Consider the following 14,102-nt stretch of genomic DNA (forward strand, 5'->3'; position numbering starts at 1 on the left):
TTAAATTTCGTCATATTTTTTTAAGATTTCCTCAAAGGTGTCCGCCACATATTTTAAATTTTCTTTTCCGACGCCAAACGTACTGATTTTGAAATTTTTGGTCAGCCCCGGTTTGATGCCGTGAATCTTTTTTTCTTTGAGTTCTTGATACAAGAAGTAGCGTCCCTTTTTGATTTTTTCGGAAATGCTGTAAAACCCGGGCGCCTCAAAGAATATTAAATCGTGTTGATGTGGTTTTTGTCCGTAAAGAATAAACTTTCCGGTATCTTCCAGCCGTTTAATGAAATATCGGGCGTTTTCCACTTCTTTTTCCCAGTTTTCCGGTTTTGTCCGCCGGACAATTTCGGGAAAGGACGCCATTAAAGTCATAATCGGAGCGCCGCGGGAGGTGCATCCCAAAAGCTCCACTTCTTTAACCTTGTTGTATTTGGATTTTTGAAATAAATTTTTCGCGTAATCACTGTCGGCGTCCACGATCCCCATAACACCAACCGGACCGCATGCCGCCATGGATTTATGACCGCTGCCGACAATGAAATCTACGCCCAACTGTTTCGCATTCACCGGCATCCGGCCGACCGAATACGCACCGTTAAGCAGCACCGGAATTTCATATTCGTGCGCGATTTTGGAAATTTCTAAAACGTTGGCCAAATTTCCATAATTTCCGTCCGGATACGTAATTTGAACGGCGAGCGGCTTTTTTCCTTTTTCGGAAATGCCCGCCTCAATCGCATCCAAAAAATCATGGGGACGGATCAGATAATCCGGCTTCTCCGCGGGTTTTGTAAAAACGATGTCCAAGCCTGCACGCTCCGCCGCCACCTTGCTGGAATAGTGCGCCAAAGAATCCATGACAACATAACCGGACTTGGGACCGGATTGTCCGGAGGCCATGGCCAAAGAATGATAGATTGCGAATTTAGATTCGCGGGCACCGTTTGTGACGCGAGCGGCGCCGACTCCTAAAAATTCAGGGAGCATTTTGTGAACAAATTCTTCAATCGGCGGTTTTTTAATCAAATCCAAAACCCCGCCACAATAATCGCAAACGGAATAACCGTCCCCCCATTCCAGTAATGCGTCTTTGGCCGCGTCCGTGAGTTTTCCGCCGGTTTGGAGCGGGTCGATATTAATCGAATCCAACGCATCCCGTTTAATAAATTGAAACATTTGTAAAGAATTATCATCTAAAGACATGATTTTCCACCTGAACTGAAAATAAAACCGATTTGATTCGAAAAGATATTGCCGCTAAACTATAAAAATATGAATCCAACCCAAATAAAAGAAATGGATCGCAAAGAAAAAAAATAAAATCCATCCAAGATTATGGGGTTATTTTTAAAAGGCCGACCCGCTGTTTTTTGGAAAATTAAAAAAATGTTGCCATAACGCGCGCATGCCGCCGCCAAAAACAAAATAAAAACAAAAAACTGAAAAAAATAAAAACAAATCAAAAATAAATAAAATGAAAAAAAGGAGGAGAGGAGGAAAATACATAAAAGATTTTAAAAATAGAGGAAAAAGATTATTCGTAAACCGGAATCCCGTGTTTTTTGAATTCTTTTTTCACGTCGCCAACCGTGTACTTGTTAAAGTGAAAAACACTGGCCGCTAAAACGGCATCGGCTTCTCCGTCAATTACTCCTTTGACCATGTGGTCAATCGTTCCAACGCCGCCTGACGCAATTACCGGAATGGAAACCGCCTCAGCCACCGCACGCGTTGCCGGAAGGTCATACCCATCACAAGTGCCATCCCGGTCTTTGCTGGTCAGCAAAATTTCACAGGCTCCCAGGTCTTCCACCTGTTTCGCCCAGTCCACCACATCCATTCCGGTTCCGGAATTGCCGCCCATCACAACCACTTCATACCAGAATTTCTTTCCACCTTCTTCATAAACATGAACATTTGGGACGGAAACATCCGGATTTCGTTTGCAATCTACCGCAATCACGATTTTATCCGACCCGAATTTTTTCACCGCTTCCGCGATAAATGCCGGATTTTTGACACCGGCCGTATTGATTGAGACTTTGGACGCGCCTGCATCTAAGTTTTTTTGAATGGCGTCCAGTGTTGAAATCCCGCCACCGATCGTAAACGGAATGGAAATTTCAGACGCCGCGCGTTTGATGACGTCCAGAAGCGTTTCCCGTCCTTGAACGGAAGCCGTAATGTCCAAAAAGACAAGCTCGTCCGCACCTTGCGCTTCATATTTTTTGGCAAATTCAACCGGATCTCCGGCATCTTTAAGTTCCTCAAATTCGATGCCTTTCACAACTCTACCGCCTTTTTCGTCCAGAAGAAGGTCAAGACAGGGAATAATTCGCTTTTCCTTTGACATAGTTTTTCTTTTAAATGGAGATGGTTTATATACTTTTTTGATGAATGAATCACGCTCAATCGTTACATTTCCAAAAAGGATCTTATTTCCTCAAAAAAGGTTGTTTTTTGAAAAAGATACTTCTGCTTTTCGGATATTGACCCTTTTGAAACAGAAGTTTTTTATTTATTTTTCACATTTATTCGGGAAATTAATCTGATTCATCCGGATTCTTGAAAAACTTAAAATCTTTGGCAAAAAAAAGAATTAATTTTTAATTCCCGCCTGATTTTTCAGCTGACTTGGCGGATTTGACGGGTATTACATTTATATGATGAAAGTAATACGGTGTTTTGCAAATTTTGTTTTTCAAGATTTTTTAAGGATCATTTCAATTATTTTTTCAAAAATTAACTTAAAACCTTTTTAGAAAAACGGGTTTAAAAAAGTTAAACGAATTAAAACAAATTGTTTAAAAATTGTCAGGCTGTTTAAAACGGATTTATTCATTGAATCGAAAAATTAGGTGGATCGTTTTTCTATGAATGAAATTTCAAGCATGATCATCTCTCACAAAAAAGCCACGGTTGCCGAAATGGAATGCGCGTGGACGCTGACGGCCGAAGAGATGCTTCAAAAGCTTTATGAGAAAGAATTCGTATACGAGTGCGTTATTTTAAAAACATGCAACCGGGCTGAAATCTATGTCGTTTCCGAAAAAGGAAGCAGTGTTTTATTTAATTTTTCAAAAGAATTGGAAGTCGAAGCCCGCATTGTTGATTTTTATGACCATGAGGAATCGCTTATTCATCTTTTAAAATTAGCGTCCGGTCTGGAATCCATGATTGTTGGGGAAGACCAAATTTTGGGACAAATCAAAGACGCATACACCCTGGCGGTTAAACAAAAAACAATCGGCCGCATTTTGGACACGGCTTTTACCAAAGCGATTCAAGTCGGAAAACGGGTGCGGACCGAGACCAAAATCAATAAAGGTTCGGTTTCTATTGGGTCGGCAGCTGTTGATTTAGCGCAAGAATGTTTGGGCGGCCTGGAAGGAAAATCCATTATGGTTGTCGGCGTTGGAGAAATCGGCGTTTTGGTCGCGCGCGCGCTGGCCGATAAAAATCTGGACGCGATTTACATTTCCAACCGGACATTTAAAAAAGCACGGGATCTGGCGTATGAGCTGGGCGGAAAAGCCATTCATTTTGATGAAATTTTGTCTCATTTGGAAATCGCCGACGTTTTAATCAGTGCAACCGGTGCGCCTCACTATGTTTTAACAAAAGCGACCGTTGAAAAAAGCCTTCAAAAAAGGAATGGAAAACCCCTTTTTATGGTGGACATCGCAAATCCCCGAGATATTGAAGAATCCGTCGGAGAACTTCCGGGCGTCACGCTTTGCAACATCGACAACTTACGCATTATCAGCGAACAAACTCTTAAAATGAGAAACGAGGAAGTCAAAAAAGTGGTTGAAATTATTGACGAAGAACTCATTCTTTTAGATAAACAATTTAAACGCCAGAAGGCCGACTTTATCATTTCCGAATTGTACAAAAATGTTTACGGAATTCGGGAAGAAGAAAAATATAAGGCGGTCAACAAATTCCGTGTCAAACACACCATTGGTGAATTTGAGGAAAACATTCTTGAAAATCTGACCCATAGCATCGCCAATCAAATTCTGGCCGAGCCGACAAAGATTCTCAGAAATGCCGCCGAGCAAGACAATGACGAATTATTGGAAGCCGTAGCGCGCGTCTTTAACATCCAAACTGATTTGAAAAACGGAAAATGACTTTTTTGGTGAAAAAAAATAAATAATAGAAAAAAGAGTCAACATGAAAAACACAAATAAAATCTTTGTTATTTAAAAATATTCTACTCATTTGAATTTGTCAACTCGATAAAAAAGCAAAATCTATTTATAATTTTTAATGTTGGGATGGGACATGGACGTCAAATTAAAAGAGATCATAAACGAACAGATGAATGTTATTATTATTTCAAAGCGGGATGATGAGGATTACGGCATTTCCATTTTGACGGTTCAAGACGAGGACCCGATTTATCAAATCAAACTTTATCAGAATGCGTTGGACTTAGACGGCAAAAACTTTTCCAAAGCCATGGACGAACTCAACGATTATTCCAAAATATTTACCGAGGAATCCAACGACGTTTATGAAATTTTAAATGTTCATCGGGATTTTTGGCTGCAACCGGAAGCCACGCCGGACGAATTGGATAAAATCAGTGTTAAAGTCCTTCAAAATAATGCCGAATTTGAAAAAATATTGAAAAAAGGATTAAAAGGAATATTCAATTATTTCGTAATTGAAAGCATTTAATGAAAACGAATTTCAAATAATAAATCCGGAAATAAATCTTGATGCCGAATTGTTTGGTAACGAATTCATGAACAGATTCATTGAAAAAAAATTCGTTGAAAAAAACAATCTCTTATGCTCATTTCTTTTTCATTTTTTCTTTTTAACCTTTTTGATTTTAAGGATGACTTTAAGGATTTTTTTTGCAAAGGATTCGTTCATTTAATATCTGTTCAGTTCATTTTTATTTTCAAATCTTAAAATTTCAAGAAATCAAAATCCAAGGAGATTTCAAATGCCTTTTCCAATCCACCGCATGAGACGGCTTCGAACCGGCCTTCTGAGAGAAATGACGCGGGAAAACACCTTATCCATATCGGATTTAATCTATCCTTTTTTCGTAGATGAAAACGCGACAAAAAAAATTCCCGTCTCGTCCATGCCCGGCGTCTTCCGATGGCCGCTTTCTATGGCGGCTGACGCGGCAAAAGAAGCGTATGACTTAAAAATTCCGGCTGTTTTGATTTTTGGAATCCCCAAAAATAAAGACGCTGCCGGAACAGCCTCTTACGGCGACCACGACGTTGTCCAAGAAGCGGTGCGCCGTATCAAAGAAAAATTTGGGGACAAACTGCTGGTCATCACCGATTTGTGCATGTGCGAATACACTGACCACGGACACTGCGGCCTTGTGGATATGGATACGCATGAAATTCTTAACGACCGAACTCTTCCGATTCTTGGAAAAATCGCAGTCAGCCACGCCAAAGCCGGTGCCGATATTGTGGCGCCGTCCGGCATGATGGATGGCATGATTGCGGCGATTCGGGAAGCTTTGGATGAAAACGGTTTTAAAAACACGCCGATTATGTCTTATTCTTCCAAATACGCGTCCGCTTTTTACGGGCCGTTTCGAGAAGCCGCCGACTCCGGATTTAGTTTCGGCGATCGGTCCACATATCAAATGGATCCCGGCAACGGAAATGAAGCCGTCCGCGAAACACAGCTGGATGTTTTGGAAGGTGCCGACATTCTCATGGTCAAGCCGGGCATGCCGTATTTGGATATCGTTTACCGGATGAAACAAGAATTTCAAATGCCGCTTGCGGTTTATCAAGTCAGCGGAGAATATTCGATGATTATGGCGGCGGCAAAAAACGGTTGGCTGGATGAGAAAAGATGCTTTTATGAATCCATGCTTTCCATGAAGCGGGCCGGTGCCGATTTAATTATTACGTATTACGCAAAAGAAATAGCGGAAATGTTATCTGATTTATCCAAAAAATAAGGGGCGGTCTTTTTGAATTTTGATACATCCAAAGAACTCTATGAAACGGCAAAAACAATTATCCCAGGCGGTGTCAGCAGTCCGGTCCGCGCGATTAAGCCGTTTCCGTTTTATGTGGAGTCTGCCGACGGGTCCAAAATTTATGATGCGGATGGCAATGAATTTATTGATTATTGCATGGCGTACGGCCCGGCAATTCTTGGGCATAACCACCCGGTCATCAAACAAGCGATTGTCCGGCAATTGGACAAAGGCTGGCTGTATGGAACACCGACCGAATTGGAAATTAATTTAGCGAAGCGAATTTCCTCTTTTTACCCCTCCGTTGAAATGATGCGTTTTGTGTCATCCGGCTCAGAAGCGACGATGAGCGCGATTCGGCTGGCGCGCGGGTTTACTAAAAAGAACAAAATCATAAAAATCGAAGGCGGATTTCATGGCGCGCACGACGCGGTTTTGGTGAAAGCCGGCTCCGGCGCGACCACGCATGGCGAGCCGAATTCTCCGGGAATCCCAACCGATGTAACAAAAAATACGCTTCAAGTGCCGTACAATGACATTGAGGCGATGGCAAAAATCATTGAGAAAAACAAAAATGATTTAGCGGCCGTCATTATTGAACCGGTTTTAGGAAACATCGGACCGGTTCTGCCGGAAAAAAATTATTTAAAAGAATTGCGTGCGCTCACGGCTGAAAATGATTGTTTATTGATTTTTGATGAAGTCATCACCGGTTTTCGATTGGCGCCGGGCGGTGCTCAAGAATACTATCAAATTAAACCGGACCTCACGACGCTTGGAAAAATTGCCGGCGGCGGCATGCCGGTGGGCGTTTTTGGCGGCCGAAAGGAAATATTGGAACTTATTTCCCCGAGCGGTCCCGTCTATCAAGCCGGAACGTTTTCCGGAAGTCCGTGTTCCATGGCGGCGGGAATTGCCGTTTTGGATTACATGAAGCAAAATCGTATTTGGGAAACGCTCAATAAAAAAGGCGACGCTTTTAGAAAATCCCTGTCCGAAATTGTTGCGGACAAAAAACTCAATTATTATGTCAGCGGCATTGCGTCTTTATTTGTCGTGTTTTTCGGGGAAAAACCAACGAATTACCAAGAAGTTTTAAAGTGCGACGCCGCCGGTTATATGGAATTCTTCAAAAAAATGCTGGATGACGGAATCTTTTTGCCGCCGTCTCAATTTGAAACAAATTTTATTTCAACGGCACATACCGAAGAAGATTACGAAAAAACAATTGCGGCCTTTGAGAAAAATCTGCCGAAGAAGAAATAATTCATAATAAATTGAAAAAATAACAATAATTAAAGTAATTAATTAAAAAATAATTTTCAATATTTTTCCTGACCCTTAATTTGAATCAATACACAAGGATTTTCATGATGATTATCGGAACCCGCGGAAGTAATCTGGCTTTGGCTCAAACACGAAAAGTAGCTGGTTTGCTCAAAGAAAAAGGTTTTTTGACCACGGAAAAAATTATTAAAACGGATGGCGACCGCTTTGTCGACCGTCCGCTTTACCAAGTTTCCACCGGCGTTGGCGCATTTGTCCGGGAACTGGATGACGCGATGGTGGAAGAAGGCATTGAAATCGCTGTTCATTCGATGAAAGATTTACCGACACTCCGCCCGCCGGAACTCATTACGGCCGCCGTTCTTGTGCGGGATTCTCCCTATGATGTATTGTTGACCAAAGAGGGACTCTCCATTGACGAGCTGCCAAAAAACGCGATGATCGGGACCAGCTCCATGCGGCGCCGCGCGCAGCTGTTGCGTTACCGTCCGGATTTGCGGGTGGAAGAACTTCGAGGAAATATCGACACCCGAATCCGAAAATTAAATGAAGGACAATATGACGGAATTCTTTTGGCGGAAGCGGGCCTTGAAAGAATGGGCTGGGACGATATTGTTCGGGTTCGTCTTCCGATTGATGATTTTTGCCCATCTCCCAATCAAGGAACGGTGGCCATTGTCGCTTTGGCAAACACGCCGGCGGTGGATGCCGTTGCGCTTTTGAATCACCGCCCGTCTCAAATTGAAACCCAAATTGAGCGGTTGGTTGTGAAAGATTTGGAGGGCGGCTGCACGACGCCGATTGGTGCGTACGCGAAATTTGAGCTGGACGGCAAAACAATCCGGGTGCGGGCGGAAGTTCTTTCTTGTGACGGAACCAAAAGCATCAAAGCGGACCAAAAAATTTCGGCGGACAATTGGAAGGCGGAGGCGGAACAGATGGGAAAAGAATTGGCGTCCTCCGGTGGAAAAATGCTTGCGGATGAAGCAGTTTGCTACATTCAACAACTTCGGAATCAAAAATTGTGAGGCGAAGAATTTTGACATATTCAGTTGCGGGAATTACACTGCCCAACCCAACGCTTTTGGCCGCCGGTGTTTTAGGAACAACGGGCGCGTCGATGGTCCGCCAAATCAATAACGGCGCCGGCGGCGTTGTTACAAAATCGATCGGACCGACCCCGGTTTTCGGACATTCGAATCCATCGATGATTGCTTTAGAACATGGTTTTATCAACGCGATGGGACTTCCGAATCCTTCTTTTGAGGAATTTCGCGGCGAAATTTCGTTTGTAAAAAGCAAAACCAAAGCACCAGTGGTGGCCAGCATTTTTGGTGGAGATTCTTCGGATTTTGTCAAGGTCGCAAAAGGACTTTTGCCGTCAATGCCCGATGCTTTTGAACTGAATTTAAGCTGCCCGCATGCGAAAGGATATGGTGCGGATATCGGCAGCCGGCCGGAACATGTGCGCGAAATTATGGCGGCGGTAAAGAATGCTGTAAAGGATGCGGCTCAGCCGATTCCGGTGTGGGTGAAATTAACACCCAATGTGGCAAACATTAAAGAAATCGGTCTTGCGGCACAGGAAGGCGGGGCGGACGCGGTGGTGGCGATAAATACAATTCGGGCGATGGCCATTGATATCCATTCCGGCTGGCCGGTTTTAGGAAACCGTTCGGGCGGTCTTTCGGGACCCGCCATAAAACCGGTTGCGATTAAATGTGTTTATGATTTGTATGAAGCGTTGGACATTCCGGTGATTGGAGTCGGCGGCATTTCCAAATGGGAAGACATGATTGAAATGATGATGGCGGGTGCGTCCGCCGTTCAAATCGGCTCGGCGGTTTATGAAAATGATTTTGTATTCCGAGATGTTTGGGCGGGTGCCGAGCGGTTTATGAAAGAGAAAGGATGGGATGTATCGGAAATTATCGGGCTGAGCCATACGAAAAAACCGGCAAACGCCAAAAAACAAGAATCCAGCTGTGGTTCTTGCGCCGGAGGAAAAAAATAATGGACAACTGTAATTGTTTTTCAAATTTTACGGGGCGCCCGAAAAACGCCAAAATCGTGAAAATAATCGATGAGGCCAAAAATAAAAAGCGGACTCTTCTTTTTGATTCCGTTTTTGCGGGAATGACCCCCGGACAATTCTCCATGGTTTGGATTCGGGGAACGGATGAAATCCCTCTTGGATGTTCCCATTTAAACGGCGTGACGTTTCAAGTGGTGGGAGATGCAACAACCACCCTTTTTGAATTAAAAACCGGGGATTCGGTCGGCTTACGTGGTCCTTTCGGCCGTGGATTTTCAATCCCGAATGAGTTGGAAAATATATTAATTGTTGCCGGCGGAATCGGCGCAGCGCCGTTGGCACCACTTGCGGAAGCGGCCAAAGAAGCCGGTGCCCGTGTGACAACTCTTTTGGGCGCAAAAAGTGCGGATGATTTGATTTTTGAAAACCGGATGAAGAAGGCGGGGGAAGTTTATTTAACCACCGACGACGGCTCCTTGGGACGAAAAGGATTTGTCACATCCGTTTTATCGGAAATGGATTTGGAAAATTATTCCAAAATTTATGTCTGCGGTCCTGAAATGATGATGAAATTCGTGATGGATATTTTGATTCAAAAAAATGCGGTGGAAAAATCCGAATTTTCCATGGAACGGTATTTCAAATGCGGAATCGGTGTTTGCGGTGCCTGCTGCCTGGATGAGACGGGTGTTCGCGTCTGTAAAGACGGACCGGTTTTTCCGGGAACGGTTCTTTTGAACTCGGAATTTGGAAAACATCATCGAGACGCGTCCGGCAAAAAAATCAAATACGGATAAAAATCAAAACCGGATAAAAATCAAAACCGGATAAAAATCAAAACCGGATAAAAAACAAAACCAGATCGGAAATAAAACCGGTATTTTTCAATGAGACTGGCATAAGTTTTGAATTTTTTTGGAAGATTTATTAAAATACTTTTTTACTTTCACCCTGCTTGCCGGACCTTTATATTCTTTTTTTTCGTAAAGAGCGGTATGATCACGGAACCGAAACAAATGTCTTTTGTTTCTTCAATTCAGACTTCTCATCCGAAAGACAATCCGGAGAATGAAATGGTTTCATCTCTTCATTTGCGGGACATTGCGGGAATCGGGCCGATTCTTGAAAAACGGTTGATAACTCATTTTAAAAGTGAAGAAAAGGCGCTTTTTGTTCTTTTAAAAGGGGAAATCCGAGAACTTTGTTTGGTTGAAGGAATGACAAAAAAAGCAGCGCAGTCGCTGATTTCCAATGTTGTCAAAAGTCAAACAGGTATTTGCGCCGGGGATTTCTTAAAAACGAAGGAAGCTGAATCGTTGTATTTAGGCATTTTAAAGATTTTGAAAAAATATTGCCACACGGCTTATGCGTCGGATTACATGGACCTGTTCATCCCGTACCCGAAACAAAAATCGAATCGAAGGGAAGAGGTTTCTGCCAATATTCAAAGTCACATGGACTTGATTCATTCGTTTTCCGAGGATGAAATCGAATTGATTTCAAATTTATTGTCTCAAATCACTCCCGCAAGAACCGCTGCTGCCGCAAAAATTAAAGATAAAGTCATTTTAACATTTACCGAAAAAACATATTTGTCCGCCAAGGAAAAATTCGGCAAAAATCTGGCGGTTCATTGGGTTTTGGATCCGCAGGAAGCCGCGGATTTGTTGAGCGCGTATCCGTCTGTAATTTTGTTTGAGTTTCCGGAATTCGATATTCCGGACGGTTATGAATATTTCCGAAATTTTGAGAATTTAACATTGGAGCAGATTGTTCCGGAAATTGCGCTGGACTTTTTCATTCAAAATCAAAAATCGATTTTGGCTTCATTAAAATTAGCGGAAATTATGGCGGCGGGAACTTTGGGCGGCGTTTACTCCAAAATGACGGCGGAGGCCGCTTTGTCCCTTCGGACTCTTGTGTCAAAAATCGATGCGTCCGGAAATTTTGCGGCCGGGTTTGACCCGGAATCCGACCGGCTGAATTTGATTTTAAAAAATTGCGAGGAGATTTTTTTAAAATCGGCCGGCACGTTGTCCTCTAAAATCGAACAGTCGTTGTCGTCTTCGACGCTGACTTTGGATGGCGCTCAAATGATGAAAGTGATGTCCGGCATTGATTTAAAAGAGATTGTTTTTGAAAAAGTATCGAAAAACTGCCGGGGATTTTTTGCGGAAAGTTTAGCGGAAATATCGGAAAAATTAGCGTTGAAAAAAGATGAGGACATGCTTCTTTGGGATGTTTTTGGGGATGAGATTTCCTGCCCGGTTCAAATTCAGCCGGATGTTTTGTCTCGATTTAAGAAACATATTTCTTCAAAAATTACCGAGCGGAATCATTCTCACAAAAAATCTTTGTCAAAAGAATTGGCCGGACAAAAAGAGATGTGTGAATCATTAATTACCGCTTGTTTGGAATCGGATGTTTGGTTTTCGGTGGCGGCCTTTGCTTTGGCGCATGAGATGACATTTCCAAAATGGGAAGAAAGAGATGAAAAGGAGAGCAGAGGCGGCAAAGAAGGTAAAAGCGGCAGAGAAAATGGAAGCGGCAAAGGGGACAAAAATTTGTCATTTTCGATGGATGCCGGCAAAAATTTGTTTTTGTCTCAAAAATATGGTTTGTCTCATGTTGTTCCTGTTTCGTATGCGACAAATTCCGTGACAATTTTAAGCGGAGTGAATTCGGGCGGAAAAACATCGCTTTTGGAACTTTTGGGTCAATGTTTTATTTTGGCGCACATGGGGTTCCCGGTGCCGGCTCAATCCTTTTCCATGTCGTCCTTGGATGAGTTTTACTACTTCGGAAAATCCAAAGGAACGCTGGATGCCGGCGCTTTTGAGACAACGCTTCGGAATTTTGCGGCAGTTTTTAAAACAAAAAAACCTGAAAGAGAAAAGGCAGGTTTGACTTTTGATAAATACGAAAAGAAAAAAGCGGTTTTTGCCGATGAATTGGAAGCCATTACCGAGCCTGGGGCTTCCGCGAAAATCATCGCGGGACTTTTGGAAGCGTTTTGTGCCGACGGAAACGCTCTTTCCCTTTTTGTATCCCATTTGGCGGAACCGATCATGAAAAATTGTTCCATTCCGGTTCAAGTCGATGGAATCGAAGCCAAGGGCTTAGATGAAAATTTGAATTTGGTCGTGGACCGAAATCCCGTGAAAAATCATATCGCAAAAAGCACACCGGAATTGATTGTGGAAAAGTTGTTCTTATCGGCATCAGGAGAAGATGCGGCATTTTATGAAAAATTAAAAGCCAAATTTTAAAATTTAAAATTTAAAGTTTTTTAATTTTAATTTTTGGACTGCCGTGTCTGTTTATGGTTTTAGTTTGCCGCGTCTGTTTATGGTTTTAGTTTGCTGCAACTGATTCTGATTTTAGCTTGCTGCAACTGATTCTGATTTTAGCTTGCTGCAACTGATTCTGATTTTAGCTTGCTGCAATTGTTTACTGTATAATATCTATCCATAATTACAATCCGAGAAATTCGGACGCGCGTGCGCGTCCGAATTTTTGGGAGGGTTTTCTTGGATTGGGAAAATAGTTATTGTGTTTTTGTGTTTTGTTCCATTCTTAAAATACCGCCTCCGTGTTTCGAATAAAATTTTAAAAATCCGTACCATGTTCTTCTCAAATGCCGCCGCCGCAAAAAAATCCTGCTGTCCGGACTTAATAAAGAATCAGACAAAAGAAAAGAAAGAAAAAAAAGAATTTAAAAAAAGAATAAAAAAGAAAGCGGTGAAGCTTTCTCATTAAATTTTTAGAATTTATCGTATTCCTGTTCGGTTTGTTTTCGGTTGGCTTTGATCGCTTTTAATGTTTTGCGGTGCAAGGTGGCGTTGATGTCTGCGACAAATCCGGCAACAAGAAGCATGATTGCAACAAACATAAACCATCCGGTTCCCATCAAAAGCAGGTCGTTTTCCACATAAAACGCGTAGCCGGCGATAATGGCGGTAACAGCCGTGAAAAATACGGACCAAATGCCGAAAAAGAAAATCGGATTGTAAAAGCGGGAATATTTGTAAACGGCGGTGCTGATCCGGTATCCGTCTTTGACCGGATTTAATTTGGTGGCCACTTCTTTTTGCCGGGGAAGATACGTAATCGGAACCTCTATCAAGCGCTGCTCTTTCATTAAACACTCAACCGTCAACTCGGTTTCAATGACAAAACCGTTTTGTTTTAAATCTAATTCACGAATCGCCTCGCGGGTGAACGCACGGTAGCCGGTTAAAATATCATACAAGTCGGCATTAAAAGCGCGGCGGAAAATCCAATTCATTAACTGGTTTCCAAACAAATTGACCGGCTTAAACGCGTTTTTGGTCCGGCCGGCAATCCGATCACCGGCGACGTGATCGGCTTTTCCTTCCAAAACCGGATTTAACAGCAAATAAATTTCAGATGGAAGCTCGGTGCCATCCCCGTCAATCATCACAATATATTTTTCGTGGATCATGGAAAACGCCTGAATCATCGCCTGGCCTTTTCCTTTTCCGCTTTGAACAACCACACGGGCGCCGGCGTCTTGCGCAACTTCCCGGGTTTTGTCTTTACTGTTTCCATCCATGACCAAAATGTTGTTGAATCCTTCTTCTTTAAAGCCGCCTATCACTTCTTTGATGGCGGCTTCCTCATTTAAAACCGGAATAAAAATACAAACATCATTTTTGTCAAAAATCAGATTGTTCTTTTCAGAAATTCTCTCAGAATTATTTTTTTTCGATGGCATAAAAATCACTAAAATTACTCAAATGATAAATGCAACTTTTAAAAATTTAAATATTACAACAATTACAA

The 14,102-nt window shown here is 42.5% G+C and carries 11 protein-coding genes; 8 read left to right on the forward strand and 3 right to left on the reverse strand.

Features of this window, described 5'->3' with window-relative positions:
- Positions 1-1,200 (reverse strand): O-phospho-L-seryl-tRNA:Cys-tRNA synthase, encoded by a 1,200-nt coding sequence (gene pscS / locus MsAm2_RS06290; RefSeq protein WP_338097411.1) that lies wholly within the window; start codon positions 1,198-1,200, stop codon positions 1-3.
- 331 nt (positions 1,201-1,531) lie between these two features.
- Positions 1,532-2,350: an imidazole glycerol phosphate synthase subunit HisF gene (hisF, locus tag MsAm2_RS06295; protein ID WP_338097412.1), complete on the reverse strand. Its 819-nt coding sequence runs from the start codon at positions 2,348-2,350 to the stop codon at positions 1,532-1,534.
- A 520-nt stretch (positions 2,351-2,870) separates the two neighbouring features.
- Between hisF and hemA the strand changes: the two genes are divergently transcribed.
- The 8 genes from hemA to MsAm2_RS06335 all read left to right on the forward strand — a co-directional run bounded on the left by hemA (position 2,871) and on the right by MsAm2_RS06335 (position 12,565).
- Positions 2,871-4,133, forward strand: coding sequence for a glutamyl-tRNA reductase (hemA, locus tag MsAm2_RS06300; protein ID WP_338097413.1), 1,263 nt, complete (start codon positions 2,871-2,873; stop codon positions 4,131-4,133).
- A gap of 154 nt (positions 4,134-4,287) precedes the next feature.
- Positions 4,288-4,686: a hypothetical protein gene (locus MsAm2_RS06305; protein WP_338097414.1), complete on the forward strand. Its 399-nt coding sequence runs from the start codon at positions 4,288-4,290 to the stop codon at positions 4,684-4,686.
- Between the two features lie 274 nt (positions 4,687-4,960).
- Positions 4,961-5,953, forward strand: a complete 993-nt coding sequence (hemB, locus tag MsAm2_RS06310; RefSeq protein ID WP_338097415.1) for a porphobilinogen synthase — start codon at positions 4,961-4,963, stop codon at positions 5,951-5,953.
- Between the two features lie 12 nt (positions 5,954-5,965).
- Complete coding sequence (gene hemL / locus MsAm2_RS06315; protein WP_338097416.1) at positions 5,966-7,240, forward strand: glutamate-1-semialdehyde 2,1-aminomutase; 1,275 nt, start codon at positions 5,966-5,968, stop codon at positions 7,238-7,240.
- 107 nt (positions 7,241-7,347) lie between these two features.
- Entirely contained in the window at positions 7,348-8,289 is a 942-nt protein-coding gene (gene hemC / locus MsAm2_RS06320) for a hydroxymethylbilane synthase (protein ID WP_338098520.1), read from the forward strand.
- A gap of 11 nt (positions 8,290-8,300) precedes the next feature.
- Positions 8,301-9,275, forward strand: coding sequence for a dihydroorotate dehydrogenase (locus MsAm2_RS06325; RefSeq protein WP_338097417.1), 975 nt, complete (start codon positions 8,301-8,303; stop codon positions 9,273-9,275).
- The gene (locus MsAm2_RS06330; RefSeq protein ID WP_338097418.1) at positions 9,275-10,093 is read left to right on the forward strand and encodes a dihydroorotate dehydrogenase electron transfer subunit; all 819 of its coding nucleotides are present in this window, start codon (positions 9,275-9,277) and stop codon (positions 10,091-10,093) included. The genes MsAm2_RS06325 and MsAm2_RS06330 overlap by 1 nt, the downstream gene beginning before the upstream one ends.
- A 198-nt stretch (positions 10,094-10,291) precedes the next feature.
- On the forward strand, positions 10,292-12,565 hold the full coding sequence (locus MsAm2_RS06335; protein ID WP_338097419.1) for a P-loop NTPase family protein: 2,274 nt from the start codon (positions 10,292-10,294) through the stop codon (positions 12,563-12,565).
- 494 nt (positions 12,566-13,059) lie between these two features.
- Here MsAm2_RS06335 and aglJ read toward each other — a convergent pair whose 3' ends face one another.
- Positions 13,060-14,034: an S-layer glycoprotein N-glycosyltransferase AglJ gene (gene aglJ / locus MsAm2_RS06340; RefSeq protein ID WP_338097420.1), complete on the reverse strand. Its 975-nt coding sequence runs from the start codon at positions 14,032-14,034 to the stop codon at positions 13,060-13,062.
- Between the last annotated feature and the right edge of the window lie 68 nt (positions 14,035-14,102).

The sequence above is a fragment of the Methanolapillus ohkumae genome, assembly GCF_032594355.1.
GTDB lineage: Archaea > Halobacteriota > Methanosarcinia > Methanosarcinales > Methanosarcinaceae > Methanolapillus > Methanolapillus ohkumae.

Coding starts and splice junctions, on each gene's coding strand:
- hemB (WP_338097415.1), top strand. CDS start 4,961: ATGCCTTTTCCAATCCACCGCATGAGACGGCTTCGAACCGGCCTTCTG.
- aglJ (WP_338097420.1), bottom strand. CDS start 14,034: ATGCCATCGAAAAAAAATAATTCTGAGAGAATTTCTGAAAAGAACAAT.
- MsAm2_RS06305 (WP_338097414.1), top strand. CDS start 4,288: ATGGACGTCAAATTAAAAGAGATCATAAACGAACAGATGAATGTTATT.
- hemA (WP_338097413.1), top strand. CDS start 2,871: ATGAATGAAATTTCAAGCATGATCATCTCTCACAAAAAAGCCACGGTT.
- hisF (WP_338097412.1), bottom strand. CDS start 2,350: ATGTCAAAGGAAAAGCGAATTATTCCCTGTCTTGACCTTCTTCTGGAC.
- MsAm2_RS06330 (WP_338097418.1), top strand. CDS start 9,275: ATGGACAACTGTAATTGTTTTTCAAATTTTACGGGGCGCCCGAAAAAC.
- pscS (WP_338097411.1), bottom strand. CDS start 1,200: ATGTCTTTAGATGATAATTCTTTACAAATGTTTCAATTTATTAAACGG.
- MsAm2_RS06335 (WP_338097419.1), top strand. CDS start 10,292: ATGATCACGGAACCGAAACAAATGTCTTTTGTTTCTTCAATTCAGACT.
- hemC (WP_338098520.1), top strand. CDS start 7,348: ATGATTATCGGAACCCGCGGAAGTAATCTGGCTTTGGCTCAAACACGA.